The sequence below is a fragment of the Ralstonia sp. Ralssp110 genome (assembly GCF_047325135.1).
Classification (GTDB): domain Bacteria; phylum Pseudomonadota; class Gammaproteobacteria; order Burkholderiales; family Burkholderiaceae; genus Ralstonia; species Ralstonia mojiangensis.
This window is the reverse complement of the sequence record NZ_CP168610.1, coordinates 1,890,966-1,912,326: the sequence shown is the minus strand read 5'-3', so window position 1 is coordinate 1,912,326 and position 21,361 is coordinate 1,890,966. Positions and strand designations below refer to the sequence as shown.

Genomic DNA, 21,361 nt, shown 5'->3' with positions numbered 1-21,361 from the left:
GGAGGCTCACATGAAAACGCTGCTTGAAGAGGCTCCGCTGGCGTTGTTCGAATCGACCGCAGCGGTTTCAACCAAAGACTATTCGGCGCGGACGGTGCAGTCCGGCAGCGTCGCGCTCGCCGTCAAGACCTGGGGCGACCCGGCGCATCCGACCGTCGTACTCGTGCACGGCTACCCTGACAACAGCGAGGTCTGGCACGAGATGGCACCGCTGCTCGCGCGCGACTACTACGTCATTGCCTACGACGTGCGTGGTGCCGGCAAGTCAAGTTCGCCCAAAGGGATGCGCAATTACACCTTCGCGCGATTGACCGACGACTTCATCGCCGTGATCGATACGCTGAGCCCAGGCAAGCCCGTGCACCTGATCGCGCACGACTGGGGTTCGATCCAGTCATGGGAATTCCTGACGGAGGAGCGCCTGCGCGGGCGCATTGCGTCATACACATCGTGCTCAGGGCCTTGCCTGGACCACGTGGGCTACTGGATGCGCGCGCGGCTGCTGCGGCCGACGCCGTCGTCGCTGGGCAAGATGTTGGGGCAGCTCGTGCGCTCGTGGTACGTGTTGCTGTTTCATTTGCCGATCGTGCCGGAACTGAGCTGGCGCCTGTGGCTCGGGCGCGCGTGGCCGCATGTGCTGCGTCGCGTGGAGAAGACCGCCATCGTGCCGCGCGCCACGCAGACGGCCGATGGCGTGCGCGGTGTGTCGCTGTATCGCGCCAACTTCATCCGCAGCTTGTTCACGCCGCGCAAGCGTGTCGCCCACGCGCCGGTGCAGGTGATCGTGCCTACGCTGGACAAGTACGTCAGCCCCGCGTTGTCCGAAGACCTCTCGCGCTGGGTGCCGCAGTATTGGCGCCGTGAAGTGGTAGCGCGGCATTGGCTGCCCGTCACGCATGCCGCACGCATGGCGGAAATGGCGCGCGAGCTGATCGAGCATGCCGAGGGCAAGCCGGAATCCGAAGCACTGCAACGCGCGCGTCAGCATGGCGAGCGCAAACCGCTCTCCGGCAAGCTCGCCGTCATCACGGGGGCCGGTAGCGGCATTGGCCGTTGCGCGGCGCTGGAATTCGCGGAGCAAGGCGCAGCCATTGTCGCCGTCGACATACGAGCCGAAGACGCAGAGCGCACCGCCAAGCTCATTCGCCTCACCGGCGGCAAGGCGTGGGCGCGTACCGCCGACGTCGGGAATGCCGAGCAGATGGAAGCGTTGGTCGATTGGGTCGGCAAGGACCTCGGCGGCGCCGACATCGTCGTCAACAACGCGGGCATCGGCATGGCGGGCGGCATTGTCGACACGTCCGAGCGCGATTGGCAACGCATATTGCACGTGAACGTGTGGGGCGTGATCCATGGCGCCCGGCTGTTCGCCAAACAGATGGTCGCGCGCGGGCAGGGCGGGCACATCCTGAACACCGCATCGGCGGCCGCCTTTGCGCCATCGCGCGATCTTGCCGCCTATGCGACGACGAAGGCCGCGGTGCTGATGCTGTCCGAATGCATGCGCGGCGAGCTGGCCGGGCAGGGCATCGGCGTGTCGGCCATCTGCCCCGGTTTTGCCGAGACCGGAATCATGGCCTCTACCGTCTACGCCGGCACGACCGAGGCGCAACAGGCCCAGCTGCGCGCCCGCGCAACCAAGCTCTACCAGCTGCGCGGCCTCAAGCCCGAGACCGTGGCGAAAGCCATGTTCAGGGCGGTTCAGCGCAACAAGCCCGTTGTCACGATTGGCATCGAGGCGCACTCGTCGCGCTTCATCTCGCGCTATGCACAGTGGCTCAGCCGGCTGATCGCGCGCGTAAGCATGGCGGGGCATTGAGCCCGCGCAGGCAAGAACATCAGGAGACCACCATGACCGCGCCCGATTACTTCATCAAGGCCCGCCACGTTCGTTTCGACTGGAAGGACACGCCCATCCAATGGATTCCGGGCGACCCGTCCAGCACACACATCATCAACATCCTGAACCTGCTGTTTCCCGCCGGTGAGCTGTGGTTTTGCCGCGTCTACAACAAGGCGCTGCCGCTGATTACCGACACCAAGCTGCGCGCCGACGCCGAGGGATTCCTGCGCCAGGAGGCCGTCCACTCGCGCTCGCATGGCGGCGTGCTGACGCACTACTACAAAGACCACGGCATCGATACCCAGCCTTTCACCAAGCGCCTCGACTGGCTGTTCTCCCAGGTGCTTGGCGAACAGCCGCTGGGTCTGAGGATCGGCCACACGCGCTTCTGGCTGCGGCAGCAGCTCGGCATCATCGCTGCGCTTGAGCACTTTTTCGGCTATCTGGGCAACTGGGTGCTCAATGCAAAGGGGCTGGATGCCGCCCACGCCGATCCTGTCATGCTGGACTTGCTGCGCTGGCACGGTGCAGAAGAGGTTGAGCACCGCACCGTCGCGTTCGACATCTTTCGGCACATGGGCGGCTCGTATCTTGAGCGCTGCTTCCACATGCTGACCACGATCCTGTTGCTGCTGTACTTCCTGGTGACGGGCTTCCGCTTCATGTTCAAGCGCGATCCGGGGGCGGGCAAGTTCCCTGGCTTTATCCGCGGCTGGTGGCATGGCTCGCGGCGTCACTGCCTGCCATCGTTCTGGAAAATGCTCGGGGCCGCGCTGCGCTACTTCCGGCCCAGTTATACGCCGCATCACGAAGGCTCGACCGAGCAGGCGCTGGCCTATCTGGAAACGTCGCCAGCAGCGCAAGCCGCGGCGCATGGCGGCAACTGGGTGCGCGATCGCGCCTGACTGGGCAGCAGAAAAGCAAAACGGCCGGTGCAATGCCGGCCGTTGCGTTTGAGGCTTGGGAGTACCGCGCGCTCAGTAGTTGTTGTGGTCCATCTTGACGTCCTGCAGGATCGTCGTGGCAATCTCTTCGATCGACTTGTGCGTTGACGACAGCCACTTGATGCCCTCGCGCCGCATCATCGATTCGGCTTCATTGATCTCGTAGCGGCAATTTTCCAGGGCGGCATATTTGCTGCCTGGGCGACGTTCATTGCGGATTTCCGACAGGCGCTGAGGATCGATCGACAGCCCGAAAATCTTGCTCTTGTAGTCGTACAGCACCGTGGGCAGCTTGCCGCGCTCGAAATCGTCTGGAATGAGCGGGTAATTGGCCGATTTCACGCCATATTGCATCGCAAGGTACAGGCTGGTCGGCGTCTTGCCGCTGCGCGATACCCCCACCAGGATCACATCCGCCTCGGCCAAGTTCTTGTGTGACTGCCCGTCATCGTGCGCAAGTGAAAAGTTGATCGCTTCGATGCGGTTTTTGTACGCCTCGGTGTCGGCGTTCTGGTGAAAGCGGCCGATGGCGTGGGTCGACTTGAGGTTCAGCTCCTTCTCGAGCGGCTCGATGAAGGTCTGGAACATGTCCAGGATGGTGGCCTTGGCCCGATGGACGATCTCGTTTGCCTCGGCATCCACCAATGTGGTGAAGACGATCGGCCTGACCCCTTCGGCGTGAAACGCTTCGTTGATCTTTGCGACGGCAACATGCGCCTTGTCGATCGTGTCGACAAAGGGAATCCGCACCTGGCGGAATTTCATCTCAAACTGCGCCAGGATCGAGTGGCTGAACGTTTCTGCGGTGATCCCGGTGCCATCCGACACAATGAAAACGGTGCGGAACGGTGTGCGGTTGGGAGATGCGGTGGCGAAGTCGGTCATCGAAAACGAGGGGTTTTTACAGCACGCCAGCAGGAAATCGTGCTGCGGCACGGTAGAATAGCGGCGATCGTTTAGCTAAGCAATTCGGGCCTATCGCCTGCTGGGCAACGCCACGGCGGCAATCCTGGCAGGGCATCCGGATGGTTTAGCCAAGCGATTCGCGCGGCCAGACGACAAGAAGAAAGCCCCGTGCGCATCCGACCGGTTTTTCACTTAGTTTAGGGGCTTGTATGACTAACCTGTCGCAAGACGGCGCCTATGTGCTGCCGTTCGAGCAATTGCGGATGACCGATGTTGAGGTCGTCGGCGGTAAAAACGCTTCGCTGGGCGAGATGATTTCCCAGCTGGATGGCGCCGGCGTGCGCGTTCCGGGCGGTTTTGCCACCACGGCACTGGCGTTCCGCGATTTCCTTGCACATAACAACCTGACCGAGCGCATCTCGCAGCGCCTGGCCAGCCTGGATGTCGACGACGTCAAGGCGCTGGCTGCCGCCGGCAAGGAGATCCGCGAGTGGGTCGCCACCGCACCGTTCCAGCCTCGACTGGAGCAAGAGATTCGCGAGTCGTACGCTCGCGTGTCGGCCCGCGAAGGCGCCGAGGCATCGTTCGCGGTGCGCTCGTCGGCCACCGCCGAAGACCTGCCTGACGCTTCGTTCGCCGGCCAGCAAGAGAGCTATCTCAACGTTCTCGGCATCGATGACGTGCTCGACAAGATCAAGCACGTGTTTGCTTCGCTGTACAACGACCGTGCGATTTCCTACCGCGTGCACAAGGGCTTCGCCCATGACGTGGTGGCCCTGTCGGCCGGCATCCAGCGCATGGTGCGCTCGGACTGCGGCGCCTCGGGCGTGATGTTCACGATCGACACCGAATCGGGCTTCCAGGAGGTCGTCTTCATCACCTCCAGCTACGGCCTGGGCGAAACGGTGGTGCAGGGTGCCGTGAACCCGGACGAGTTCTACGTCTTCAAGCCGACGCTGGCCGCGGGCAAATACCCGATCATCCGCCGCTCGATCGGCTCCAAGCTGATCAAGATGGAATTCACCGCGCCGGGCGAAGAAGGCCGCGTGAAGACCGTCGACGTGCCGGGCGAACTCCGCAACCGTTACTCCATCAGCGATGCGGATGTGACGGAGCTGGCCAAGTACGCCGTCATCATCGAGAAGCATTACGGTCGCCCGATGGATATCGAGTGGGGCCGCGACGGCAAGGACGGCAAGATCTACATCCTTCAGGCACGCCCGGAGACGGTGAAGAGCCAGTCGCACGGCAAGGTTGAGCAGCGCTTCCGCCTGAAGGGCTCGGCACCGGTGCTGACCACCGGCCGCGCCATCGGCCAGAAGATCGGCACGGGTCCGGTGCGCGTGATCAACGATCCGGCTGAAATGGAGCGTGTGCAGCCCGGCGACGTGCTGGTTGCCGACATGACCGACCCGAACTGGGAGCCGGTGATGAAGCGCGCCTCGGCCATCGTCACCAACCGTGGCGGCCGTACCTGCCACGCGGCCATCATCGCGCGTGAGCTGGGTGTGCCGGCGGTGGTCGGCTGCGGCGATGCAACCGATCTGCTGAAGGACGGCACGCTCGTGACGGTCTCGTGCGCCGAAGGCGACGAAGGCAAGATCTACGACGGCTTGCTGGAAACCGAAATCACGGAAGTCCAGCGCGGCGAAATGCCGACGATCAGCACCAAGATCATGATGAACGTCGGCAACCCGCAACTGGCGTTCGACTTCTGCCAAATCCCGAACGGCGGCGTGGGCCTGGCCCGTCTGGAATTCATCATCAATAACAACATCGGCGTTCACCCGAAGGCGATCCTCGACTACCCGCAGGTTGACAGCGACCTGAAGAAGGCCGTGGAAAGCGTGGCTCGCGGCCATGCCAGCCCGCGTGCGTTCTACGTTGACAAGCTGGCCGAGGGCATTGCCACGATCGCCGCGGCGTTTTATCCGAAGCCCGTGATCGTGCGTCTGTCCGACTTCAAGTCCAACGAGTACAAGAAGCTGATCGGTGGTTCGCGCTACGAGCCGGACGAAGAAAATCCGATGCTGGGCTTCCGTGGCGCCTCGCGCTACATCGCCGAAGACTTCGCTGAAGCCTTCGAGATGGAGTGCCGTGCCATGAAGCGCGTGCGCGACGAGATGGGCCTGACCAACGTCGAAGTGATGGTGCCGTTCGTGCGCACGCTCGGCCAGGCTGAGAAGGTTGTCGAGCTGCTGGCCAAGTACGGTCTGAAGCGTGGCGAGAACGGCCTGCGCCTGATCATGATGTGCGAAGTGCCGTCCAACGCGATCCTGGCTGAGCAATTCCTGCAGCATTTCGACGGCTTCTCGATCGGCTCGAACGACTTGACGCAGCTTACGCTGGGTCTGGATCGCGATTCCGGCATGGAGCTGCTGGCCAAGGACTTCGACGAGCGCGATCCGGCGGTCAAGTTCATGCTGCAGCGTGCCATTTCCACGGCGCTGTCGATGGACAAGTACGTCGGCATCTGCGGCCAGGGCCCGTCTGACCATCCGGACTTTGCCGAGTGGCTGGCCAAGGAAGGTATCTCGTCGATCTCGCTGAACCCGGATTCGGTGATCGACACGTGGCAGAAGCTGGGTTCGGCTTAATTCCGACCTAGAGCGTCGTAAGACAAGGCGCGTATCCTGACGGGTACGCGCCAACAAGAACGCGAAGTGCCCGAGAGCGTCCAACGCTGACGGGGGCCGAGCGACATGCCCCCGCAGACGTGCAGCGTCGCGGGGGTTTTTTCATGGGATTCCGGGAGAGGGAGTATGTCGGCTCAGACCGTCTGGTTTTCTCTGGCCGTGCTTCTCGTCATCGGCGAGCTGATGACGGGGACGTTCTATCTGCTGATGGTGGCAATCGGGCTGGTTGCTGGCGGTCTCGCCGCGCTGATCGGCCTTGCGTTTCCTGCTCAGACCATCGTGGCCGCCATCGTGGCGGTGTTCGGCATCGTCGGGCTGCGGCGCACGCGCTACGGACGGACCACACGTGAGAGTGCCGCGCGCAATCGCAACGTCAATCTGGACATCGGCGAGACGTTGCGTGTCGATGCCTGGTCGCCAGAGCGCCGCGCGCGCGTGCAATATCGCGGCGCCGCATGGGATGTCGAACTTGCACCGCACGCATCGGCCGCCGCTGGCGAATTCCGGATCGTCGAAGTGCGTGGCAACGTGCTTGTCGTCGCGCCCAGGTAGCCGCCAACAACAACCAACAAGCCCAACCACGGAGGTTCTATGTTCGAGCTGGGGACTCTCGCGATCATCGTCCTGTTTGCCGCCATCGTGCTCATCGCGCAAGGCATCAAGATCGTGCCGCAACAGCACGCCTGGATTCTGGAGCGACTGGGCAAGTATCACGCGACGCTCTCGCCGGGGCTCAACATCGTGCTGCCCTTTGTTGATCGTGTGGCCTACAAGCACGTGCTCAAGGAAATCCCGCTCGACGTGCCGAGCCAGATCTGTATCACCAAGGACAACACGCAACTGCAGGTGGACGGCATCCTGTATTTCCAGGTGACCGACCCGATGCGGGCCTCATATGGCTCGAGCAATTTCGTGATCGCCATCACCCAGCTGGCGCAGACGACGCTGCGTTCGGTCGTCGGCAAGCTGGAACTGGACAAGACGTTTGAGGAGCGCGACTTCATTAACCACAGCGTGGTCAATGCGCTGGATGAGGCCGCATCGAATTGGGGCGTGAAGGTGCTGCGCTACGAAATCAAGGATCTGACGCCGCCGAAGGAAATCCTGCACGCCATGCAGGCGCAGATCACGGCCGAGCGTGAAAAGCGTGCGCTGATCGCCGCATCCGAAGGCAAACGCCAGGAGCAGATCAACCTGGCATCTGGTGCGCGCGAGGCCGCCATCCAAAAATCAGAAGGGGAACGGCAGGCCGCGATCAACAAGGCGCAGGGCGAAGCGGCGGCGATTCTGGCGGTGGCTGAAGCCAACGCGCAGGCAATCCAGAAGATCGGTCAGGCCATTCGTACCGAGGGCGGCGTCGATGCCGTCAACCTGAAGGTGGCGGAAGAGTATGTCAGCGCGTTCGGCAACCTGGCCAAGCAGGGCAACACGCTCATCGTGCCGGGCAACATGGGCGACCTGAGCACGATGATTGCGTCAGCGTTGACGATTGTGAAGCAGCAACGGCCGAGCGCGTAAAAGTCGGGAAGCGAGAGGGCTCAGGCCTTCTCGCGCATGAGGCGCGCCTTTTCGCGCTGCCAGTCGCGGTCCTTCTCGGTTTCGCGCTTGTCGAACTGTTTCTTGCCTTTAGCGAGGCCGATTTCGCACTTTACGCGGCCGCGCGTGTAGTGCAGGTTGAGCGGCACGAGCGTGTAGCCGCGCTGCTCCACCTTGCCGATGAGCTTCTTGATCTCTTCGGCGTGCAGCAGCAGCTTGCGGGTGCGCACGGGGTCTGGATTGACATGCGTGGAGGCCGATTGCAGCGGGCTGATATGGGCCCCGATCAGAAACAGTTCGGCGTTGCGGATGACAACGTAGCCTTCCTTGATCTGCGCACGGTTGGCCCGGATGGCTTTCACCTCCCAGCCCTCAAGAGCCATGCCTGCTTCGTAGCGCTCTTCGATGAAGTAATCGAAAAAGGCCTTTTTGTTGTCGGCGATGGTCATATTTTTGAATATGCGGTGCGCGCTTGGGGTGACGATCCCTGCATGCGCTGCGATAAAATGGCGAGTTTAACAAATCCGCCGCAATCCCAGCCGGGACGCGGCACGCAAAGCTTTCGGATCACGCATGGCAGACGTTGAAAAAACCGTGTTGATAGGCTACTCGGCCGAACAGATGTTCGACCTGGTCACCGACGTCAAGGACTATCCGAACTTCCTGCCATGGTGCGGCGGCGTTGAAATCTACGAACAGACGGAAACGTCACTCGACGCGCGTGTGGACATCGCCTTCAAGGGCATTCATCAGTTCTTTCGCACGCGTAACGTGCAAATACGGCCCACTCGCATTGATATGACGTTCGCAGATGGGCCTTTCAAGTCGTTCACCGGTTTCTGGATCTTCACGCCGCTGCGCGCGGATGCCTGCAAGATCAACTTCCACCTGCATTACGAGTTTTCGAGCGTGATTCTGGAAAAGCTGATCGGTCCGGTGTTCAGCATGATTGCCAACACCTTTGTCGATTCGTTCGTCAAACGCGCTGAGACGGTGTATGGCGAATCCTGATTCCAACGTCGTGATCGACGTGATGGTCTGCCTGGCGACGGTCACGCCGCCGCGGCTCGTCAGTGTGCAAGTGCCGGCGCAGGCGACGGTGGCTGACGCCGTGCATGCGACCGGCTTGCTCAACGGCCTGGATCTGACCATCGATACCTGCCGGCTGGGCGTCTACGGCAAGCGCAAGACGCCGGATGCCGCATTGCATGCGCGCGATCGGGTGGAAATCCTGGGTCCGCTGATCGCCGATCCGAAAACGGCTCGCCGGCGGCGTGTGCAGAAGGTGCGGGCCACCGGCACGCGCGAAGGGCTGAAGTGGCTGCGCAACGAGGCGCCCCCCAAAGACGACGTCCTCGAGTAAGTCTTAGCCGCAGTTCTGGTCCAGCACAGCTTGGTTACGCTGAATGGCTTGGGCGCGCTGGTTGTCATCCATATACGAAAGCGACCCATCCGGCTGCGGCGTGGCATAGCGGCGACCGCCTTGCAGGTAGGCGGTGTCGGCGCGAAGGCGCTGGCATTCTGCCTGCTTGCGCTGGGCCTGCTCCGCCTGCTTGGCTTCGTCCTGTTCCTTCTTGGCGCGGTCGGCCATGCGCTTGCGCAGCTCTTCGTCCGGGTTGGACGCGGCGACGCCGGAGGCCGCCTGGCCGGGTTTCGCGGCGGCGTTCGGGTCTGTTGCCTTGACGCCCGAGGCCGGCGCGGAAAGCGCCTCGTAGGCCGTGGCCGTGCGGCTGTTCGGGTTGCGGATGATGCGGCTGGGTGGCACCGACGGCGGCGGTGCGGCGTCGCTGTAGACCATGTGGCCCTTGTCATCGCGCCATTGCCAAGCCCATTGCGCCTGGGCAACCGGGCAAGCAACGGCGATCAGGGTGGCGGTGGCAGGCAACAGGACGTGCAGTCGTTTCATGAAGTTCTCGTTCGTGGACTGCCGACGGCGCGCTGGCCGACCCGACGACGGCCCCTCGACGCGCACGGGAGCCCGGTGGCGTGATCGCCACTCGCCAATTTAGGCCGACGGCCTAGCTTGGCCTGTCGACTCGCCCCCCGGCAAGGCGCCCAGTTTATGCAGACTTGTCGTTGGCGTGCAAGCGCACCGACCAGCCGACACCCGCAATCAGCAAGGCGATTGCGGCCATCTCAAGCAGACGCGGCCAGCGGCCGTCATACACGAAGCCATATGCCAGCGCGAACAGCGTCTCGAACACGATCATCTGGCCCGACAGCGTAAGCGGCAGCCGTCGGGAGGCGATGTTCCACAAGTTGTTGCCGATCAGCGACGCGCCGAGTGCTACGGCGGCATTGACCGCCCAGAACGTGCTCCAGTCACGTCCGCCGGTATTCATCCAGCTTGTACCAACCGGGAGCAGGGCCATCAAGGTCAAAGCGGCCGACAGAATGCCGCTCGAAATGCCGTACAACGCAGACCATTCGTTGCTGGAGAAATGCGGATTGCGCTGCAGGTAGCGGGCATTGTCTACGGCATACCAGGTCCAGCTGCAAAGCGCGCCCACTGCGCAAGCGATGCCGGCAATGCGTTGCCAGACCGGCCGGACGTTCGTGGCTGCCGTTTCTGCTTGATGGCCAAATAGATCGACGTTGATGCAGACGATGCCAGCAGCGACAACCAATAGCGGCCAGATCAGCCGGCAGAGCGGCACGGCGCCGTAATCGCGCCGGCCAAGCATGGTCACCGTGATGGGCAGGATGCCAACGATGAGTGAGGTGGGTGCAACGCCAGCCAGTTGCACGCCAAACGCCACGAGAACGAAGTAAACAAGATTGCCGCTGCAGGATTGCATCACCAGCGCCAGGCAATCGGCGCGGGTAATCTTACGGGCAATGCGGGGAAGGATTGGAGCAGCGGCAATGACTGCGATGGCGCCGTAGGCGAGGTAGCGGCCGAGGGTCAGTTCCCACGGTGAAAACGCAGGTAGCGCGCGGGGTGCAATAAAGACCATGCCCCACATCGCCCCAGCCAGCAGGGCGCACAATACGCCAATTCCCATTCGAACACTCGCGAGGCTGATTCGGCGCGGCCGCTGGTGGCGCAGGGCGCTGGAGGTGCGTGCGCGAAGAAAAATTTATCGAGCATAGCACGGGTCTCTACAACCGTGGGGCGAATTCCCGTATAATCCGATTTTGCGCCTAGAGGAAATTGCTATGCGTCTTGTCCAGAAAGCACTCACGTTCGATGATGTGCTGCTCGTCCCGGCCTATTCGGCCGTCCTGCCCCGCGATACGTCCCTTCGCACCAAGCTCAGCCGTTCGATCGAACTTGCCATTCCGCTCGTCTCCGCCGCCATGGATACGGTTACGGAAGCGCGGCTCGCCATCGCCATGGCGCAGCAAGGTGGCATCGGTATCGTCCACAAGAATCTGAAGCCCGAAGAACAGGCGCGCGAAGTCGCCAAGGTCAAGCGCTTTGAATCGGGCGTGCTGCGCGACCCGATCACCATCGGTCCGGACATGAAGGTCCGCGACGTGATGGCGCTGTCGGCACAGCATGGCATTTCGGGTTTCCCGGTGCTGGAAGGCAAGAAGGTGGTGGGCATCATCACCAACCGCGATCTGCGTTTCGAAGAGGAGCTGGACGCCCCGGTGCGCGCCAAGATGACGCCGAGCGAGAAGCTCGTCACCGTCAAGGAAGGCGCTTCGCTGGAAGAGGCCAAGCGCCTGATGAACAAGCACCGCCTGGAGCGTGTGCTGGTGGTGGGCGAGGCTTTCGAGCTGCGTGGCCTGATCACCGTCAAGGACATCCAGAAGGCCACCGAATATCCGCTGGCGTCGAAGGACGAACGCGGTTCGCTGCGCGTGGGTGCGGCGGTGGGCGTGGGCCCGGATAACGATCTGCGTATCGATTTGCTGGTCAAGGCCGGTGTGGACGTGATCGTGGTGGACACTGCGCACGGCCACAGCCAGGGCGTACTGAGCCGCGTGCGCTGGATCAAGGACAACTATCCGCAAGTGCAGGTGATTGGCGGCAACATTGCCACGGGCGACGCAGCCAAGGCGCTGGTCGACCATGGCGCGGATGGCGTGAAGGTTGGCATTGGCCCGGGCTCGATCTGCACGACGCGGATTGTCGCTGGCGTGGGCGTGCCGCAAATCTTTGCCGTGTCCAATGTGGCCGAGGCACTGAAGGGCACCGGCGTTCCGCTCATCGCTGACGGCGGTATCCGTTACTCGGGCGACGTCGCCAAGGCCCTGGCTGCCGGCGCGCACACCGTGATGATGGGCGGCATGTTTGCCGGTACGGACGAATCCCCAGGTGAGGTGTTCCTGTTCCAAGGTCGCTCGTACAAGAGCTACCGCGGCATGGGCTCGGTGGGCGCGATGAAGGACGGCGCTGCCGACCGTTACTTCCAGGAAGACAACACCGCCAACGTCGACAAGCTGGTGCCCGAAGGCATCGAGGGCCGCGTGCCGTACAAGGGCTCCGCGTTGCCGATCGTGCATCAACTCACGGGCGGCGTTCGCTCGTCGATGGGCTACTGCGGTTGCGCGTCGATTGCCGAATGGCACGAGAAGGCCCAGTTTGTCGAGATCACCGCTGCCGGCATGAACGAATCGCATGTGCACGACGTGCAGATCACGAAGGAAGCGCCGAACTATCACCGCGACTGATCGGTTGCCGATCACCGCATACAAGATAGAAGGCACGCAGTACTGCCGCCGGGGCGCGCGGGCGCTCCGGCCGAATCAACCGGTGGCCGAAGCACGGGCGGCCGCCCGCAACTGGAGACGATGATGAAAGCGCTTTTGCGACTCGTTCTGTTTCTGGATGCGGCTGTCGCACTGTGCGTCGGTCTCGTCCTGCTGGCTTCACCAATGACGTCCATCTTCGGCGCGCTGCAATTGCCGCAGCCGGAGCCGGCGATGTACGGCCAGCTGCTCGGTGTCACGCTGATTGGCGTGGCCTGGCTGCTGTGGCACGCCACCGTCAACGGGCAACTGACGACCGCCGTGGCGCAGGTGGTCGGTCATGTGAACCTGGCGGTCGCCGTGCTGGTGATCGCCTGGCTGCTGTTCTTCCACTTGCCGGTGGACGGCGCCGGCCGCATCTGGCTGCCGACGTTTGCTGCGGTGCTGGCGGCGTTTTCTGCTGTGCAGATTCCCGCCTCGCGCCGTGTGCGCACCCATGAGCGCGTGCGCGCGCAAAAGGCCCGGGAAGACGCCGCGGCCGCGCGCGAACGCGAACGCGCAGAAAAGGCGCAACGCAAAGAACCTGGCTACATGCCGCCTCCGGGCTACGGCCCCGGCACTGAAGTCGACACGATTGCCGATTCCATCCCTCCACAACATGCACGACAAAGTCCTCATCCTTGATTTCGGCTCGCAGGTCACGCAACTGATTGCGCGGCGCGTGCGTGAAGCACACGTCTACTGCGAGATCCACCCGAACGACGTGTCCGACGCCTTCGTGCGCGAGTTCGCGCCCAAGGCGATCATCCTGTCCGGCAGCCATGCCAGCACGTACGAAGACCATCAGCTGCGCGCCCCGCAGGCCGTGTGGGACCTGGGCGTGCCGGTGCTCGGCATCTGCTACGGCATGCAGACCATGGCCGTGCAGCTGGGCGGCAAGGTGGAGTGGAGTGACCACCGCGAATTCGGTTACGCCGAAGTGCGTGCACATGGCCACACGCGTCTGCTCAAGGACATCCAGGACTTCGCCACGCCGGAAGGCCACGGCATGCTCAAGGTCTGGATGAGCCACGGCGACAAGGTTACGGAACTGCCGCCCGGCTTTAAGCTGCTGGCCTCGACGCCGAGCTGCCCGGTCGCCGGTATGGCCGATGAGGCACGTGGCTATTACGCCGTGCAGTTTCACCCGGAAGTTACGCATACCGTGCAAGGCCGCGCGATGCTCGAGCGCTTTGTTCTGGAAATTGCCGGTGCCAAGCCCGACTGGGTCATGCGCGACCACATCGACGAAGCCGTCAAGGCCATCCGCGAGCAGGTCGGTGATGAGGAGGTGATCCTCGGCCTGTCGGGCGGTGTGGATTCATCGGTGGCAGCGGCGCTCATTCACCGTGCGATTGGCGACCAACTCACCTGCGTGTTTGTCGACCACGGCCTGCTACGTCTTGACGAAGGCAAGATGGTGATGGACATGTTCGCCGGCCGCCTGCACGCCAAGGTCGTGCACGTGGACGCCTCCGAGCAGTTCCTCGGTCACCTGGCCGGTGTGACGGATCCGGAAGCCAAGCGCAAGATCATCGGCCGCGAGTTCGTTGAAGTGTTCCAGGCCGAAGCCAAGAAGCTCAGCAACGCCAAGTGGCTGGCGCAGGGCACGATCTACCCGGACGTGGTGGAATCGGGCGGCACCAAGACCAAGAAGGCGACGACGATCAAGAGCCACCACAACGTGGGCGGCCTGCCGGAAACGCTGGGGCTGAAGCTGCTCGAACCGCTGCGCGATCTGTTCAAGGACGAAGTGCGTGAGCTTGGCGTGGCGCTGGGCCTGCCGCACGAGATGGTCTATCGCCATCCGTTCCCGGGGCCGGGTCTGGGCGTGCGCATTCTGGGCGAGGTCAAGCGTGAATACGCAGACCTGCTGCGCCGTGCCGACGCCATCTTCATCGAAGAACTGCGTGGCACCAAGGCTACGGCGCAAGACGCGGCCGCCGGCCTGTGCGGTGAAGGCGATGTCGGCAAGAGCTGGTACGACCTGACCAGCCAGGCGTTTGCCGTGTTCTTGCCGATCAAGTCCGTCGGCGTGATGGGCGATGGCCGTACGTACGACTACGTCACTGCGCTGCGTGCTGTGCAGACCACCGATTTCATGACCGCACATTGGGCGCATCTGCCGTACACGCTGCTGGGCCGTGTGTCGAACCGCATCATCAATGAAGTGCGCGGGTTGAGCCGGGTCGTGTATGACGTGTCGGGCAAGCCGCCTGCGACGATCGAATGGGAGTGAGATTCACCTCCCACGTCGGAAGAAGCCCGCGTTATGCGGGCTTTTTTTTTTCCTTACAGTTGGCTGTCCAGCGCCTGCCGAGAAGCTACCGGAATGGCGTCTACACCTCCAGCGACCAGCCTTGGTTGTCCACGTTCTTTTCGTCACGGTAGACCCACCGTGCGCCGCATGTGGGGCACGAGAACGTGCTGATCGTGACCGGACGCGCGGAGGGGGACTTGATGCGCTGCGTGTCGGTGATTCTCAGCAAAGCATGGCCTGGCGCGCCGCGCTTATGGAGTTCGATTGCGGCGCAAGCCGAGCAGAGTGTCATGCTGATGGGTCTCTCAAGGGGCATGCCAACTGGGGCGTGCTGGCTCAACGGTGGGGAGCAGGGGAAGGTCAAAGGTGCAGCTTATCCAATTATTTGTTGACGCGGGTCTGAAATATCTGTAGAAACCATCCTCGCAGGATCTTCAAGCAGTTACTCCGATGTTCTGGGTTGTCACACCAAGCGGTGCTTCCTTTGCTCCATGTTTCTTCCTTGATTGTCGTGCCTGATGAGCACAGGCTCATGCAGAACTTTTTAGGATATCCAACATGGAAACCGGCACAGTAAAGTGGTTCAACGACTCCAAGGGCTTCGGCTTCATCACCCCGGACGCAGGCGGCAACGATCTCTTCGCTCACTTCTCTGAAGTTCAGGGTAGCGGGTTCAAGTCCCTCCAAGAGGGCCAGAAGGTTCGCTACGTTGCAGGCGTTGGCCAGAAGGGCCCGGCTGCCACGAAGATCGAAGCGATCTGATCGGTCGTTCATCTGCCAAGAAAAAACCCCGCATCGCGGGGTTTTTTTTCGACACAACGTCGATCTGCTCAAGACGCGCTTTGCCCCAGCGTCGGAGGCTCTTGCCGCGGTAGGTGAATCTGCCGTCGCATCACATAGACGGCAACCGCTGCCGCAAGCAGGCCCGAGAGCGCTCCCACACCAAGTGACCAGCGCGGGCCGAGATGGTCTGCCACCCAGCCCACGATCGGCGCGCCGATCGGGGTGCCGCCCAACGCGATGGCCACGCGCAACGCCATCACCCGACCACGCATGGCAGGTTCGGTCGAGAGTTGCATCAGGCTGTTGCTCGTGTTGGTAAACGTCAGCGCCGCCATGCCGGTGATGACGAGCGCGGCAGCAAACAGCCAATAGCCCGGTGCGATGGCCGCCAACGTGCACCCCAGCCCGAACATCGCAGCGCCGATCAGCAGCGACTTGAACTCCAGCCGCTTGCGCCCCGCGGCGAAAAGCGCGCCGGATATCGTGCCGATCGCCATCATCGACGACAACACGCCGTAGCCGCGCGCATCCGAGTGGAAGACGCTCGCGGCCATTGTCGAGATGAAGATTGGGAAGTTCAACCCGAATGTGCCAATCAGGAACAGCATGACCAGCATGGCCTTGAGATCGGGGCGAGCCCACACGTAACGGATGGCCTCGGCAAAGCCGCCTTGCGAGCGCCGTGCACGCGCATTCGGGCGCAGTTCGGATTTGCGCAGGAAAAAGAGCGAAGTCAGCACGGCGATGAACGAAAGCCCATTGGCCAGGAATGCCCAGCCTGTACCGATGGTGGCGATGGCCATGCCCGCCGCTGCTGGCCCGACCATGCGACCCGCGTTGAACGAGGTCGAGTTGAGCGCAACCGCATTGGGCAGATCGCCGTCGCCCACCAGTTCTGCCACGAACGTCTGGCGGACCGGTGCATCGAACGCCGACGCGCAGCCGGATAGAAACGCCAGCAGGTAGGACGTGCCAGAGCTGAATAATGCCCGTCACGGTCAGCAGCCCGAGAATCAGCGCCAGTACGCCCGATGTCGCCTGGGTGGCCATCAGCAGCTTGCGTTGGTTGTAGCGATCTGCGGCAACGCCCGTCCACGGCAACAGCAGAAGCTGCGGGCCGAACTGCAGCGCCATCACCGTGCCCACCGCAGAAGCGTTGTGGTGCGTGAGCTGCGTCAGCACCAGCCAGTCCTGTGCGGTGCGCTGCATCCACGTGCCCACGTTGGACACAAGCGACCCCACGGCCCACAAGCGGTAGTTGAAAACCCGCAGTGAGCGGAAGACGCCTGTTGCTGGCGTACTTGCCGATGTGTTCATTGGTGTTCCGGCAGGCCGCTGCCGAGATTGCCTCCGTTGAACCGGCCAAAGCGCCGTGCCAGCGGCACGCCGAGCGCCAGGATGCCCAACCCGATCGCAACGGCATCGGTTGTGTTTCGCAGGTGGAAATCACCAACCCGCAGGACGAGGACGTAACCGACGGCCAGATTGAACGCCCCCCACAGCACATTCACCGTAGAAGACGAAAGACCTTCGCCGGGCGGCGTTGCGAATGGGCTCTGAAATGGTTTGCCTGCGATACCGAAGACGAAGTGCGGCACAGCGTTGGCGAGGAATGCGCCGCCGAAAAACCAAGAGATGAGATGCGACCATGCCATGCCGACACTCCGGATCAGGAACAGTAAAAGAGGCTCAAAACTCTGCCAGCCGTTGCAGCAACGTCACGGCCTTCGTCAGCTCAGCTTGCTCGGCGGCGGACAGTTGCGCCTGCAGTGCGCGGAACAGCCAATCGTCCTTCGCGGCGCGGCTTTCCCTGAGTGCTTTCCGAAAGCCCGGCGTCAATTCGATGAGCGTTTGCCGGCCATCCGTCGGATCGGGCTTGCCGACAACTGCGCCCATTGCTTCCAGTGCTGCAACGGTGACCCGCATCGACTGCGGCTTCACACTGCCGGCCCGCGCAAGCGCAGACACGGTGGCCGGGCCATCACGGTCCAGGCGCAGCAGAACCGACTTTTGCGCGTGGGTGAGATCGTTTGGGTGGACTTGTTCGCGCAGGCGCCGGGACAGCTTGCCGAGCGCAATGCGCAGATCGCCGGCCAGCGCGGCGGGCGGCGCGGGCTCGGTGGAGGAGGGTGATTTAGCCATGCCGCGAGCATAGCATCAATACAGTTTAACTGTGCAGTTAAGCTGTAATGTTATGCGCGGGCCACGCAAACAAGAAGGCCCGCATTTGAGCGGGCCTCGTTCCTTCCGTGTGCGGTATCGCTACTATGCCGCCTGCTTGCGGGGCCGCCGTACCGCGCGAATCTTTCCGGTGGTGCCGCCACCGCAGAAAAACTGATCGGCGCCATCCGACTCGAGTCCTGACACAGTGATGCCGGCTGGCATGTCAAGCTGCTCCAGCACTTCGCCGGTTTGCGGATCGATATGCCGCAGCTCGCTCGTATCGCCTTCCCATGTGGCGTGCCAGAGTTCGCCGTCGACCCACGTGACGCCAGTTACGAAGCGGTTGGATTCTATGGTGCGCAACACCTTGCCGGTTTCCGGATCGATCTGGCGGATCTTGCGCTCGCGGTAGTGACCGACCCACAGCGTGCCTTCGGCCCAAGCGAGGCCTGAATCGCCGCCCGCTCCCGGAGCGGGAATCGTGGCCAGCACGTTGCCGGTTTGCGGGTCGATCTTCTGGATGCGGTCTTCGGCGATCTGGAACAGGTGCCGTCCGTCGAACGCGGTACCGGCATGGGCCGGCACGTCGATGGAGCGCTGCGTCTTGCCGCTGTCGGGGTCAAGTTCCTTCAACTGACCGCCGGCAGCAAACCAGACGTGTTGACCATCGTAGGTCACGCCGCCGACGTTCTCTGCGCCAAGGAATGGGCCGTATTCGCGCACGACTTCGGCGGTGGATCGTTTCATGTTGGACTCGCTGGGGTCGGTTGTGGAGCCTTCATCCTAGTCACTTGGCAGCGGTGCGGGGAGTAACAAGGTGGTCGCGAATCCGGGTACCGGCGGCGTCACCCAGCGGCGCGCGCGCCCGCGTCCGAAGAACTGCACCTTGCCGGCGGCGGCCAATGCGTCGAGCGCGCGCTGTACGGTGCGCTGGCTGGCCCCGAGGGCCAATGCCAATGCAGAGCTGGACCACGATTCCCCATCGGCCAGGCACGCCAGCACGGCGGCGTATTGCTCGTCGAGGGGTTGCGCGAGCACCACCACCTTTTGCGCCGCGTGGGGTTGCAGCGCGAATCCTTGCTTGGTCGCCTTGACCGTGCCCAACGCACCAAGTGCCGTGCGCAAACGCCCCATCTCCACGCGCAGTCGCACGCGGTGCGATTCGTCGGGATGCCGGGTGCGGAACGCCCGGGCGATGAGGGCGTCTCGGGGGACATCTTCGGGCCACGCTTCGGCAAGTGCTCGCGCTAGCGTGAACAGCACGGGCCGCGTGGCAAGTGGGACGACCGCATCGATGTGTCGGATGGCGAGTCGGCATGCATCCACCACCAGCGCGTCCGACGCAAAGAGGGCTTCGACATCATCAAGGCGCAGGACGCGTTCTTCGCCGCGCGAGATGAGGCGCGCAGCCGGTGCGCTCAAGGCGAGGGCGGCACGTTCGACTTCGGCGGTGAGCGTCGGGATGCCGGCCTGACGCGCCGCGATATCTGCGTCGCTCAAGGCAGCGCGTGCGGCAGCGGTCTGCAAACGTCGGATGGCAATGCCGGCGACGACAAGCGCATGCGCCGCCCGCAAGACCGGAGGAAGATGCGCCGGGGTTAGCGCCGCGAGCGCAGCTTCTGCATCGTCCAGGCGGCCGATCAGCAGCAGGCGGCGGATGCTGAGATACCGCGCGTGTGCGGCGTTGACGTGATCGCCATGCGCCTCCAGCGTGGCGCATGCCGCGTCGAGGGTTTTGGCGGGCCAGCCCAGATCGCGCGAAGCAAGGGCGACTTCGGCTTCCGCGACGATGCAGCGTGCGCGTGCCAAGGCTTCCCGCGAGCCGAATGCGCGGGCGGCGCGACGCAACAGGAGTTTGGCGCGTGCCAAGTCACCGAGCTGTGCCATGGCGATGCCGCGCAGCGCGAGTGCTGGCGCGTCGTCACGCAAGGCGACGCGGTTCAGCGCTCCGAATGGGTCACCGGCAGCGAGTGCGCGGGCTGCAGCCGTGATCAATGAATCCATTCGAATCCCGCCACACTTGTCACTCCCGCCGTTTGAGGTCGGCGCCTAATCTAGCACACGACCACTCACTCAAAACGGAGGCAAGCATGAGTGCAACACACCCGACCGCAACCCGCGCAACCTGGCTGGCAGAGCGCATTGAACTGCTCAAGGCCGAGAAGGAACTCACGCGCCGCAGCGACGAACTCGCGCGCCGCCGGCAGGCGCTGCCGTGGGTCCGCATCGACAAAACCTACCGCTTTGAAACCGAGAATGGCAGTGCGTCGCTGGCCGATCTGTTCGCCGGGCGCTCGCAACTGCTCGTCTATCACTTCATGTTCGGGCCGGACTATAAGGCGGGCTGCCCATCGTGCTCGATGATTGCCGATGGCTTTGACGGTTTCGTCACGCATCTGGCGAACCACGACGTGACGCTGATGGCGGTGTCGCGCGGGCCACTGACCAAGCTGCTGGAGTACCGGGAGCGGATGGGCTGGCGTTTTCCGTGGGCGTCGTCGGTGGGCAGCAATTTCAACTACGACTTCAACGTCTCCATCACAGAAGACCAGCAGCGCGCAGGCAGCGTCGATTACAACTACGTGCGCGGCAGCCACGTGATGGATGCATCCGACTTGCCCGAACCTGTGCAGCAGTTCGCCAGCATGTGCGGCACCGACGCGCCCACCTATGTGCGCGACCGGCCTGGCATGAGCGCGTTCGTGCTGGAAGACGGTGTCGTGTACCACACGTATTCCACCTACGCGCGCGGCCTCGACGGCTTGTGGGGCGCATACCAGTGGCTCGATCGCGCGCCGCTCGGCCGCAACGAAACCGGTGTCTGGTGGCGTCGCCATGACGAGTACGCTCAGCAGCGTTGAGCTGCCACGCGAGCATGCAGTGTCCGAGCGCGGCTTCCTGGCCGTCTCGGCATTGCTGTTCATCGCCAGCACGGCAGCGACGGTGGCGTGGTGCGACGCCATGCCAGCCGTGGCCGCGATGCCGATGGCGTGGATGCCGATGTGCGGTCAGACGTGGTGGAGTTTTGCCGCGTCCTTCATTGGTATGTGGACGGTGATGATGGTGGCGATGATGCTGCCGTCTTTACTGCCGATGCTGCGGCGGTATCGCGTTGCGCTTCACATGACGGGCAAGCCGGATGTTGATGCGCACACCGCGTTGGCAGGCACGGCGTACTTTGCCGTGTGGGGGCTGATCGGCGCGATGGTCTTTGCGCTGGGCGCCGCGGTGGCCCAGCTTGAAATGACGTGGCCCGTGCTGGCGCGCGCGTTGCCGGCTACCAGCGGTGCAGTCGTTCTTGCGGCCGGTGCACTGCAGCTCAGCGCATGGAAGGCGCGGCAGCTTGCAGGGTGCCGAACGGCGCCTGCACTGGGCAGTACAGCGTGGCGATATGGCTTGCGCCTCGGCATGCGCTGCGCCTGCTCTTGCGCGGGCCTCACGGCAATCCTCCTTGTGATCGGCGTCATGGATCTGCGCGCAATGACGGCGGTGTCAGCGGCGATCACGCTGGAGCGCCTGGCGCCCGCCGGTGACCGCGTAGCCCGCTGCATTGGTGCTGTGGCGATCGTGGCGGGGTTGCTACAGTTGGCTTCCGCCGCGTTGCCATGAC

Annotated in this window: 22 protein-coding genes and 1 pseudogene; 13 read left to right on the top strand and 10 right to left on the bottom strand. The window is 63.2% G+C overall.

The features are described from left to right. Positions 1-10 precede the first annotated feature (10 nt). Both ACEN9T_RS17850 and ACEN9T_RS17845 read left to right on the top strand, forming a co-directional pair. Positions 11-1,819 (top strand): SDR family oxidoreductase, encoded by a 1,809-nt coding sequence (locus ACEN9T_RS17850; protein WP_413706657.1) that lies wholly within the window; start codon positions 11-13, stop codon positions 1,817-1,819. Between the two features lie 32 nt (positions 1,820-1,851). After that, positions 1,852-2,748 carry a metal-dependent hydrolase gene (locus ACEN9T_RS17845; RefSeq protein ID WP_092970532.1) on the top strand — a complete coding sequence of 299 codons (897 nt, stop codon included), beginning with the start codon at positions 1,852-1,854 and terminating at the stop codon, positions 2,746-2,748. A 72-nt stretch (positions 2,749-2,820) separates the two neighbouring features. On the opposite strand, the gene ACEN9T_RS17840 is transcribed toward ACEN9T_RS17845, so the two are convergent. Next, the gene (locus ACEN9T_RS17840) at positions 2,821-3,672 is read right to left on the bottom strand and encodes a pyruvate, water dikinase regulatory protein (protein ID WP_092970530.1); all 852 of its coding nucleotides are present in this window, start codon (positions 3,670-3,672) and stop codon (positions 2,821-2,823) included. A gap of 230 nt (positions 3,673-3,902) precedes the next feature. On the opposite strand from ACEN9T_RS17840, the gene ppsA reads away from it, so the two are divergent. The 3 genes from ppsA to ACEN9T_RS17825 all read left to right on the top strand — a co-directional run bounded on the left by ppsA (position 3,903) and on the right by ACEN9T_RS17825 (position 7,847). Next, on the top strand, positions 3,903-6,290 hold the full coding sequence (ppsA, locus tag ACEN9T_RS17835) for a phosphoenolpyruvate synthase (protein WP_092970528.1): 2,388 nt from the start codon (positions 3,903-3,905) through the stop codon (positions 6,288-6,290). A 165-nt stretch (positions 6,291-6,455) separates the two neighbouring features. Continuing rightward, positions 6,456-6,881 (top strand): NfeD family protein, encoded by a 426-nt coding sequence (locus tag ACEN9T_RS17830; RefSeq protein WP_092970526.1) that lies wholly within the window; start codon positions 6,456-6,458, stop codon positions 6,879-6,881. Positions 6,882-6,920: 39 nt separating this feature from the next. After that, positions 6,921-7,847 (top strand): SPFH domain-containing protein, encoded by a 927-nt coding sequence (locus ACEN9T_RS17825; RefSeq protein WP_004626708.1) that lies wholly within the window; start codon positions 6,921-6,923, stop codon positions 7,845-7,847. Positions 7,848-7,867: 20 nt separating this feature from the next. On the opposite strand, the gene smpB is transcribed toward ACEN9T_RS17825, so the two are convergent. After that, a complete protein-coding gene (gene smpB, locus ACEN9T_RS17820) occupies positions 7,868-8,314 on the bottom strand; it encodes an SsrA-binding protein SmpB (protein ID WP_004626709.1) in 447 nt (148 codons plus the stop codon). A 124-nt stretch (positions 8,315-8,438) separates the two neighbouring features. Here smpB and ACEN9T_RS17815 point away from each other — a divergent pair, with 124 nt between their 5' ends. Together ACEN9T_RS17815 and ACEN9T_RS17810 are read left to right on the top strand one after the other, a co-directional pair. Then, positions 8,439-8,876, top strand: coding sequence for a type II toxin-antitoxin system RatA family toxin (locus ACEN9T_RS17815; RefSeq protein ID WP_092970522.1), 438 nt, complete (start codon positions 8,439-8,441; stop codon positions 8,874-8,876). Continuing rightward, complete coding sequence (locus ACEN9T_RS17810) at positions 8,863-9,228, top strand: RnfH family protein (protein ID WP_092970520.1); 366 nt, start codon at positions 8,863-8,865, stop codon at positions 9,226-9,228. Before ACEN9T_RS17815 ends, ACEN9T_RS17810 begins: the two co-directional genes overlap by 14 nt. Before the next feature lie 3 nt (positions 9,229-9,231). Here the strand turns inward: ACEN9T_RS17810 and ACEN9T_RS17805 are convergent, their stop codons facing one another. Together ACEN9T_RS17805 and ACEN9T_RS17800 are read right to left on the bottom strand one after the other, a co-directional pair. Then, positions 9,232-9,771: a DUF4124 domain-containing protein gene (locus ACEN9T_RS17805; protein WP_092970518.1), complete on the bottom strand. Its 540-nt coding sequence runs from the start codon at positions 9,769-9,771 to the stop codon at positions 9,232-9,234. Positions 9,772-9,925: 154 nt separating this feature from the next. Beyond that, complete coding sequence (locus tag ACEN9T_RS17800; RefSeq protein WP_413706656.1) at positions 9,926-10,870, bottom strand: DMT family transporter; 945 nt, start codon at positions 10,868-10,870, stop codon at positions 9,926-9,928. 154 nt (positions 10,871-11,024) lie between these two features. Here ACEN9T_RS17800 and guaB point away from each other — a divergent pair, with 154 nt between their 5' ends. The 3 genes from guaB (at position 11,025) to guaA (ending at position 14,784) form a co-directional block, all read left to right on the top strand. Continuing rightward, positions 11,025-12,488 (top strand): IMP dehydrogenase, encoded by a 1,464-nt coding sequence (gene guaB / locus ACEN9T_RS17795; protein WP_413706655.1) that lies wholly within the window; start codon positions 11,025-11,027, stop codon positions 12,486-12,488. 123 nt (positions 12,489-12,611) lie between these two features. Next, on the top strand, positions 12,612-13,190 hold the full coding sequence (locus ACEN9T_RS17790; protein WP_012761917.1) for a hypothetical protein: 579 nt from the start codon (positions 12,612-12,614) through the stop codon (positions 13,188-13,190). Next, a complete protein-coding gene (gene guaA, locus ACEN9T_RS17785; RefSeq protein WP_413706654.1) occupies positions 13,165-14,784 on the top strand; it encodes a glutamine-hydrolyzing GMP synthase in 1,620 nt (539 codons plus the stop codon). Before ACEN9T_RS17790 ends, guaA begins: the two co-directional genes overlap by 26 nt. 100 nt (positions 14,785-14,884) lie before the next feature. Here guaA and ACEN9T_RS17780 read toward each other — a convergent pair whose 3' ends face one another. Further along, the gene (locus ACEN9T_RS17780) at positions 14,885-15,097 is read right to left on the bottom strand and encodes a hypothetical protein (RefSeq protein ID WP_092970510.1); all 213 of its coding nucleotides are present in this window, start codon (positions 15,095-15,097) and stop codon (positions 14,885-14,887) included. Positions 15,098-15,363: 266 nt separating this feature from the next. Here ACEN9T_RS17780 and ACEN9T_RS17775 point away from each other — a divergent pair, with 266 nt between their 5' ends. Continuing rightward, complete coding sequence (locus ACEN9T_RS17775) at positions 15,364-15,567, top strand: cold-shock protein (protein ID WP_027677448.1); 204 nt, start codon at positions 15,364-15,366, stop codon at positions 15,565-15,567. A 68-nt stretch (positions 15,568-15,635) separates the two neighbouring features. On the opposite strand, the pseudogene ACEN9T_RS17770 reads toward ACEN9T_RS17775, so the two are convergent. The 5 genes and pseudogenes from ACEN9T_RS17770 to ACEN9T_RS17750 all read right to left on the bottom strand — a co-directional run bounded on the left by ACEN9T_RS17770 (position 15,636) and on the right by ACEN9T_RS17750 (position 19,755). After that, a pseudogene (locus ACEN9T_RS17770) lies at positions 15,636-16,905 on the bottom strand (MFS transporter). Beyond that, positions 16,902-17,243, bottom strand: a complete 342-nt coding sequence (locus tag ACEN9T_RS17765) for a hypothetical protein (RefSeq protein ID WP_413706653.1) — start codon at positions 17,241-17,243, stop codon at positions 16,902-16,904. The pseudogene ACEN9T_RS17770 and the gene ACEN9T_RS17765 overlap by 4 nt, the downstream one beginning before the upstream one ends. A 34-nt stretch (positions 17,244-17,277) precedes the next feature. Beyond that, the gene (locus tag ACEN9T_RS17760) at positions 17,278-17,730 is read right to left on the bottom strand and encodes a MarR family winged helix-turn-helix transcriptional regulator (RefSeq protein WP_413706652.1); all 453 of its coding nucleotides are present in this window, start codon (positions 17,728-17,730) and stop codon (positions 17,278-17,280) included. A 123-nt stretch (positions 17,731-17,853) separates the two neighbouring features. Then, positions 17,854-18,498 carry a DUF5074 domain-containing protein gene (locus ACEN9T_RS17755; protein ID WP_413706651.1) on the bottom strand — a complete coding sequence of 215 codons (645 nt, stop codon included), beginning with the start codon at positions 18,496-18,498 and terminating at the stop codon, positions 17,854-17,856. Positions 18,499-18,534: 36 nt separating this feature from the next. Then, positions 18,535-19,755 carry a helix-turn-helix domain-containing protein gene (locus tag ACEN9T_RS17750; RefSeq protein ID WP_413706650.1) on the bottom strand — a complete coding sequence of 407 codons (1,221 nt, stop codon included), beginning with the start codon at positions 19,753-19,755 and terminating at the stop codon, positions 18,535-18,537. 86 nt (positions 19,756-19,841) lie between these two features. On the opposite strand from ACEN9T_RS17750, the gene ACEN9T_RS17745 reads away from it, so the two are divergent. Both ACEN9T_RS17745 and ACEN9T_RS17740 read left to right on the top strand, forming a co-directional pair. Beyond that, positions 19,842-20,612, top strand: coding sequence for a DUF899 domain-containing protein (locus ACEN9T_RS17745; protein WP_413706649.1), 771 nt, complete (start codon positions 19,842-19,844; stop codon positions 20,610-20,612). Continuing rightward, entirely contained in the window at positions 20,587-21,360 is a 774-nt protein-coding gene (locus tag ACEN9T_RS17740; RefSeq protein WP_413706648.1) for a DUF2182 domain-containing protein, read from the top strand. Before ACEN9T_RS17745 ends, ACEN9T_RS17740 begins: the two co-directional genes overlap by 26 nt. Position 21,361 lies beyond the last annotated feature (1 nt).

What these genes read in the sequence shown, in the direction of transcription:
- ACEN9T_RS17850 (WP_413706657.1), top strand. Translation starts at nt 11, where the DNA reads ATGAAAACGCTGCTTGAAGAGGCTCCGCTGGCGTTGTTCGAATCGACC.
- ACEN9T_RS17845 (WP_092970532.1), top strand. Translation starts at nt 1,852, where the DNA reads ATGACCGCGCCCGATTACTTCATCAAGGCCCGCCACGTTCGTTTCGAC.
- ACEN9T_RS17840 (WP_092970530.1), bottom strand. Translation starts at nt 3,672, where the DNA reads ATGACCGACTTCGCCACCGCATCTCCCAACCGCACACCGTTCCGCACC.
- ppsA (WP_092970528.1), top strand. Translation starts at nt 3,903, where the DNA reads ATGACTAACCTGTCGCAAGACGGCGCCTATGTGCTGCCGTTCGAGCAA.
- ACEN9T_RS17830 (WP_092970526.1), top strand. Translation starts at nt 6,456, where the DNA reads ATGTCGGCTCAGACCGTCTGGTTTTCTCTGGCCGTGCTTCTCGTCATC.
- ACEN9T_RS17825 (WP_004626708.1), top strand. Translation starts at nt 6,921, where the DNA reads ATGTTCGAGCTGGGGACTCTCGCGATCATCGTCCTGTTTGCCGCCATC.
- smpB (WP_004626709.1), bottom strand. Translation starts at nt 8,314, where the DNA reads ATGACCATCGCCGACAACAAAAAGGCCTTTTTCGATTACTTCATCGAA.
- ACEN9T_RS17815 (WP_092970522.1), top strand. Translation starts at nt 8,439, where the DNA reads ATGGCAGACGTTGAAAAAACCGTGTTGATAGGCTACTCGGCCGAACAG.
- ACEN9T_RS17810 (WP_092970520.1), top strand. Translation starts at nt 8,863, where the DNA reads ATGGCGAATCCTGATTCCAACGTCGTGATCGACGTGATGGTCTGCCTG.
- ACEN9T_RS17805 (WP_092970518.1), bottom strand. Translation starts at nt 9,771, where the DNA reads ATGAAACGACTGCACGTCCTGTTGCCTGCCACCGCCACCCTGATCGCC.
- ACEN9T_RS17800 (WP_413706656.1), bottom strand. Translation starts at nt 10,870, where the DNA reads ATGGGAATTGGCGTATTGTGCGCCCTGCTGGCTGGGGCGATGTGGGGC.
- guaB (WP_413706655.1), top strand. Translation starts at nt 11,025, where the DNA reads ATGCGTCTTGTCCAGAAAGCACTCACGTTCGATGATGTGCTGCTCGTC.
- ACEN9T_RS17790 (WP_012761917.1), top strand. Translation starts at nt 12,612, where the DNA reads ATGAAAGCGCTTTTGCGACTCGTTCTGTTTCTGGATGCGGCTGTCGCA.
- guaA (WP_413706654.1), top strand. Translation starts at nt 13,165, where the DNA reads ATGCACGACAAAGTCCTCATCCTTGATTTCGGCTCGCAGGTCACGCAA.
- ACEN9T_RS17780 (WP_092970510.1), bottom strand. Translation starts at nt 15,097, where the DNA reads ATGACACTCTGCTCGGCTTGCGCCGCAATCGAACTCCATAAGCGCGGC.
- ACEN9T_RS17775 (WP_027677448.1), top strand. Translation starts at nt 15,364, where the DNA reads ATGGAAACCGGCACAGTAAAGTGGTTCAACGACTCCAAGGGCTTCGGC.
- ACEN9T_RS17765 (WP_413706653.1), bottom strand. Translation starts at nt 17,243, where the DNA reads ATGGCATGGTCGCATCTCATCTCTTGGTTTTTCGGCGGCGCATTCCTC.
- ACEN9T_RS17760 (WP_413706652.1), bottom strand. Translation starts at nt 17,730, where the DNA reads ATGGCTAAATCACCCTCCTCCACCGAGCCCGCGCCGCCCGCCGCGCTG.
- ACEN9T_RS17755 (WP_413706651.1), bottom strand. Translation starts at nt 18,498, where the DNA reads ATGAAACGATCCACCGCCGAAGTCGTGCGCGAATACGGCCCATTCCTT.
- ACEN9T_RS17750 (WP_413706650.1), bottom strand. Translation starts at nt 19,755, where the DNA reads ATGGATTCATTGATCACGGCTGCAGCCCGCGCACTCGCTGCCGGTGAC.
- ACEN9T_RS17745 (WP_413706649.1), top strand. Translation starts at nt 19,842, where the DNA reads ATGAGTGCAACACACCCGACCGCAACCCGCGCAACCTGGCTGGCAGAG.
- ACEN9T_RS17740 (WP_413706648.1), top strand. Translation starts at nt 20,587, where the DNA reads ATGACGAGTACGCTCAGCAGCGTTGAGCTGCCACGCGAGCATGCAGTG.